This is a genomic window from Oceanivirga salmonicida (genome assembly GCF_001517915.1).
In the GTDB taxonomy this organism is placed as follows: Bacteria; Fusobacteriota; Fusobacteriia; order Fusobacteriales; family Leptotrichiaceae; genus Oceanivirga; species Oceanivirga salmonicida.
Window position 1 is genome coordinate 1 of record NZ_LOQI01000081.1, and the last position, 5,926, is coordinate 5,926.

Annotated in this window: 4 protein-coding genes; all 4 read left to right on the forward strand. The window is 21.9% G+C overall.

Features of this window, described 5'->3' with window-relative positions:
- The coding region (locus tag AWT72_RS07705) for an ATP-binding cassette domain-containing protein (protein WP_156413109.1) at positions 1 to 404 on the forward strand (404 nt) is incomplete at its 5' end.
- 199 nt (positions 405 to 603) lie between these two features.
- The gene (locus AWT72_RS07710; protein ID WP_067143276.1) at positions 604 to 2,439 is read left to right on the forward strand and encodes a beta-N-acetylhexosaminidase; all 1,836 of its coding nucleotides are present in this window, start codon (positions 604 to 606) and stop codon (positions 2,437 to 2,439) included.
- Between the two features lie 4 nt (positions 2,440 to 2,443).
- Entirely contained in the window at positions 2,444 to 4,159 is a 1,716-nt protein-coding gene (locus AWT72_RS07715) for an ABC transporter ATP-binding protein (protein ID WP_067143278.1), read from the forward strand.
- Complete coding sequence (locus AWT72_RS07720; RefSeq protein ID WP_067143280.1) at positions 4,152 to 5,798, forward strand: ABC transporter ATP-binding protein; 1,647 nt, start codon at positions 4,152 to 4,154, stop codon at positions 5,796 to 5,798. The genes AWT72_RS07715 and AWT72_RS07720 overlap by 8 nt, the downstream gene beginning before the upstream one ends.
- Positions 5,799 to 5,926: the final 128 nt, after the last annotated feature.

Genomic DNA, 5,926 nt, shown 5'->3' on the forward strand with positions numbered 1-5,926 from the left:
AAAAATATGATATTTATGCTACTATAAAAGATAATATTACTTTATTTGATAATAATTTTACTGATGAGCAGGTTATTTCTATTTTAAAAGTAGTTAATCTTTCTTATAAAGATATTTATCAAATGGTAGGAGAAAAATCTAAAAGTTTATCAGGTGGAGAAAGACAAAAATTATTATTAGCTCGTATTCTTATTAGGAATTATAAATTTATTATTTTAGATGAACCAACAAGTGGGCTTGATAATGATGCTGTTATTGAAATGGAAAAACTTATGTTGTCATTAAATATAGGATTTTTACTTATAACACATAATTATAGTGAGAATTTAAAAAAAGGTGTTGATAATTTAATATACCTTAAAAAAGGTCAAAATGTGGTAGTTGAAACAAATTCTAATTTTTGATAAAGATTAAATTAGAATAATTTTATAAAAAATAATTAAAATATAGATAATCATTTTATATACAATAGTTTAAAACATTGTATATAGGGTGATTATTTTTATTAGGAATAATATTTCAGTATTGATACTGAAAATATTGTAATTGAAAAAAGTAATATTTAGGGTAAAATATATATAAATAGATGAAAGGAGACTAATCATGTTTAAAATTAATATATGTAAATTACCTGTTGATTTGCAAGATGCTTTGAAAGTATTAGGAAAAAAGAATTATTTTAAAGTATCATCAAATGGTTTAGAAATTATTTATACTAAAACTGATGATAACTTAGTTTTATTAGATGAGAAAGATAATAAATTAAATATAAAATCTAGTGATAAAGCAGGTTTTTTCAGAGCCTTATCACAATACTTATTTAATAATAAAAAAATAAATACGAAAAGAAACTTTGAAAAATTAGGATTAATGATAGATAATTCAAGAAATGGTGTAACTAATGTAGAGTATACTAAAAGTGTTATTGAAAATATAGCATTTATGGGAATGAATACTTTATATTTATACTTAGAAGATACATATATATTAGAAGAAGAACCATATTTTGGTCATTTAAGGGGGGCATATACTAAGGCTGAATTAAAGGAATTAGATGATTATGCATATATGTTTGGAATTGAATTAGTTCCTTGTATACAAGCATTAGCACACATAAATCAATTCTTTTATTGGGAACATATATCAAGAAAGTATGCAGATTTAGATGATATATTATGTGTGGGAGATACTAATGTATTAAAATTAATTGAAAACATGATAAAGCATTTTTCAAATACTTTAAGAACAAGAAGAATACATTTAGGTATGGATGAAGCATATAATTTAGGTAGAGGTAGATATGCAGATATAAATGGATTAAAAGAAAAACCATATATAATGTTAGAACATTTAAAAGATATGCTAAGATTATGTGATAAATATGGAATGAAACCTATGATATGGGATGATATGTTCTTTTCAAATTATGCAAAATTAAGTGAAAATGATAAAGATTTTTATATTCCTGATGGAATTTCACTTATGTATTGGGATTACTACAATAGTAAAAAAGAGCATTACATAGAAAGATTTAAACAAAGAAAGAGTATATCTAATGATGTATTATTTGCTGGTGGAGCATGGAGATGGACAGGTTATACACCGCATCATAGCAAAACTAAATTGACTTTAAATGCTTCTATGAGTGCGTGTGTTGAAGAAAATATAAAAGAAGTTTTAATAACATCATGGGCTGATGACGGTACAGAATCACCTGTATTTAATGAATATTTAGGTTGTTTAATAGCTGCAGATAAATCATATAATGATAATAGTTATGAAAAAGATTGTATTAAATATATAGGAATAGATATAAAAGATTATATGTCTACTGAAAAATTAGATTTTGTTGAAAATACAGATAAAGATTATACACCAAGTAAATATTTCTTTTATGAGGATTTACTTATGAGTAAATTTGTGTATCATAACTCTAAAATTAAAGAAGATTTAACTATAAAATATGTAGAATATGAAGAATTGTATAAAAATTTAGAAAATAAATATAATGATAATGAATTATTAAAAACTTATTTCGCATTTTATAATAAATATGCCAAAATATTAAAATATAAATGGAATTTAAGCACTATAATATATGAAGCATATAATAAAAATGATAAAGAAACTTTAAAAAAATGTATTACTAAGATAGATAAATTAATAGAAATATTACCAGAATTGCAAATAATTAGAAAAAAATTATGGTATATAGAAAACAAAAGATACGGGTTAGAAGTTTTAGAACAAAGATTTGGTGGAATGCTTTTAAGATTTATAAGTGTTAAACAAGATTTATTGTCATATATTAAATCTGATATAAAAATAGATGAATTAGATGAAAAAAGATTAGCGCTTGATGAAATGTTTGAAGGACAATCTTTTATACATTATAACAGAGCACAACGTATGGTAAGTGCAAGTAAAATGATATGGTGAGAAAATGAATAAATTCTTAAAAAAGGATATGTTTAGAGTTTTAAAAGTAATAGGAGTATCTTTGATAACCTATTACTTAACTCTTTACCCTGTTAATAAGGTCGGAGAAATAATAGATAGATTAGGTAAAAATAATATAGATAAAACAGAATTCACTTATCAAGTAATTTATTTATTTGGTATGGCTATTTTGTTGTACTTAGTATTTTATTTTAAAGAATGGTATATTTTTATAGGAGAATATGAAGCTCAAAATGATATAGGACTTTTAGCCCTAGATAAGGTATATAACAAAACATCAGAATTTTTTAATAAAATTCATATATCAAAAGTAATTAGTATAATTATAAATGATATAACAAGTTATATTTCTTTATTTTTTTCATTAGGGCTTTTATTTTTTGTAGAAGGAGTTATATATAATATAATATTAACTATGGTTATACTATATAAATCTAATTTTATATTAACTTTTCTAATTATAATTCCATACTTATTACAAAGTCTTTTTATAATCTTTAAAAGAAAAAAACAGTCAAAAGATTATAAAATAATGATAGAAAGTTTAGATAATATAGTAGATAGTACCCTAGAATTTATTAAAGGAATTAGAGTTATTAGGGCCTATAATATGGTTGAAGTGGTGAGAGAAAAATTTATAATAAATATAAATAATTATGCTGATAATTTATTAGTATATGTTTTGAATTATGCCATATTACAACCATTAATTTTAGTGTCAAAATCATTTTCATATTTAGCATTAGTAATTTATGGTTATTATCTAGTTAGTATTGGAGAAACAAGTATAGGAAATTTAGTATCTATATCAATAATTACAGCCATGTTATCTTGGCCTTATGCTGCATTATCTGAACTTATTTTAAGAATTATAGAGTTAAAAGGAGCTGTAAAAAGAGCAAAACAAATATTAGTAGAAAAAGAGAATAATGTATCAAAAAAAGAATTAAAAAAATTTAAATTTGATGAAAAAATCATTATAAAAAATTTAACTTATGAAGTAAGTGGAAAGAAAGTTTTAGATGATATTAATTTGGAAATAAAAAAAGGACAAACAGTAGCAATAGTTGGAAAAACTGGTAGTGGGAAAACAACATTAATTAAAGTATTATTATCTATATTAGAAGCAACAAAAGGTGAAATATATATAGATGATAATGAGATTAAAAAGTATAATATTAAAGATATTAGAAATAATATATCTTATGTTCCACAACAATATATGCTTTTTTCTAAAAGTATAAAAGAAAATATTTTATTTTATTCTGATTTAGAAAATAGGTTGGATGAAGTAATAAAAATAGTGGATTTAGAAAAAGATATATCTAAATTAGATAAGGGATTAGATACTCACATTGGAGAAAATGGTTTATCTTTATCAGGGGGTCAAAAACAAAGAATACAAATTGCAAGAGCATTAATTAGAGAACCTGAAATATTAATTTTAGATGATAGTTTTTCAGCAATAGATACTAATACAGAGAAAAAGATTTTAAATAATATAAATAGTGTTAGAAAAGAAAAAACTAATATAATAATATCACATAAAATATCTGTTATAAAAAATGCTGATATAATATTTGTAATGTCTAATGGAAAAATAGTAGACAAAGGAAAACACACTGAATTGATAAATAAATCTGGATGGTATAAACAGTTATACGAACATCAATATTTGGTTGGTGATAAAAATGAATAAACTATATAAATATATGAAATTATCTAAAAAAGAATATATAATAGGGTTAGTTTTGATGATAATAAGTACATTTTTATTGACTTATACGAGCTATATAATTTCTAAAATCTTTGATAATAATTACAGCAAAGCTGTAAAGTATGTTGCTATATTTTTCTTTATTAATATAATTGCAGCAGTATTGGATTATTATAAGAAATATTATTTGGTTAAGGCTTCTAATAATCTTTATTTAAAAATTCAAACTAGTATATATGATCATATACAAAAATTAGAAATTTCATATTTTGATAATATATCAGCAGGGGCAATAATTTCTAGAATAATTAGTGATGTTATTTTACTTAAAAACTTTTTTGAAAATACATTAATGTATATATTTGCTGTAATTGTAAAATTAATATTTATATATTTAATACTATTTTTTGTGAATTATAGAATGGCATTAGTTTTAGTAATATTTTTAATCTTTATGTTGTTTATAAAAGTAATATATGAAAAATTAGTATATAAGTATGCAAAAAAATATAGAGAGTATAATTCCTATTGTACAGCATTAATAAATGAAGGTATACATAATATTGATATAATAAAAATGTATAATAATGAAGAAAATATAAAAAATGAATGGAAAGAAAAAAGCAATATGAGAATGAAGGTTGCTAAAAAAATAGTAGCAATAGATGCTAAATTACTTCATAATTTAACTGCTTTATCAAGAGATATTATATTCATATTAATAATACTTTATTATGGCTATTTAAAATTTAATAATTTGAATTATATAGAAATTGGAAGTATATATCTATTTATGAAATATACATTAGATGTAATAGATGTAGTTACTAATTTAGTTATTAATTTATCATCTTATACTAAGGCAATAGCTGCTTCAAATAATATAGATGAAATATTTAAACTAAAAAATATAGATAATAATTTTACTGCTAATAATATAGAAAATATTAAAGGGGAAATAGAATTTAAAAATGTAAGTTTTAATTATGATAATAAAAATCAAGTATTAAAAAATGTTTCTTTTAAAATAAAAGACAAAAGCATTGTTGCTTTTGTAGGAAGAACTGGAAGTGGAAAATCAACTATAATTAATTTACTTGAAAAATTTTATACAAATTATACTGGAGATATTTATGTTGATGGGCATGATATAAAAGATATAAATGTGAGAAATAATATAGCTATGGTATTGCAAGAACCGTTTTTATTTCAAGGAACAGTAATTGAGAATATAAGTATTAATGAAAATAATATGAAAGAATCAGTTAAAAATCTAAAAGAAATAACTTATGATTTAAAATCTGAACAAAATATTTCTAATTTATCTTCTGGTGAAAAACAATTAGTTTCATTTGCAAGGGCAATGTCAAAAAAATCAAGCATATTAATATTAGATGAGGCGACATCTAATATAGATAGTGAGACTGAAAATATTATGCAAAGAAGTATTGAAAATTTTAGAAAAAAGGGAACGGTTATAATAATAGCGCATAGATTATCAACTATTAAAAATGCAGATATGATATTTGTATTAGATAAAGGTGAGATTGTAGAAAGTGGAACTCATATTGAATTAATAGAAAAGCATGGATTGTATTATGCTATGCAAAAAAAAGTTTAACTTTTTTAAAATTAATAATAGAGATATAGAAAGGTGATTTGATGAAAGATTATGAAAATATAAATATTTTAGGGAAAAATGTTTTAAAACCTCGTTCATATTTTTTTACAAAAGATATGAATAAAAAT

Excerpts from the sequence above, each read along its gene's own strand:
- AWT72_RS07710 (WP_067143276.1), top strand. The coding sequence starts at position 604 with ATGTTTAAAATTAATATATGTAAATTACCTGTTGATTTGCAAGATGCT.
- AWT72_RS07720 (WP_067143280.1), top strand. The coding sequence starts at position 4,152 with ATGAATAAACTATATAAATATATGAAATTATCTAAAAAAGAATATATA.
- AWT72_RS07715 (WP_067143278.1), top strand. The coding sequence starts at position 2,444 with ATGAATAAATTCTTAAAAAAGGATATGTTTAGAGTTTTAAAAGTAATA.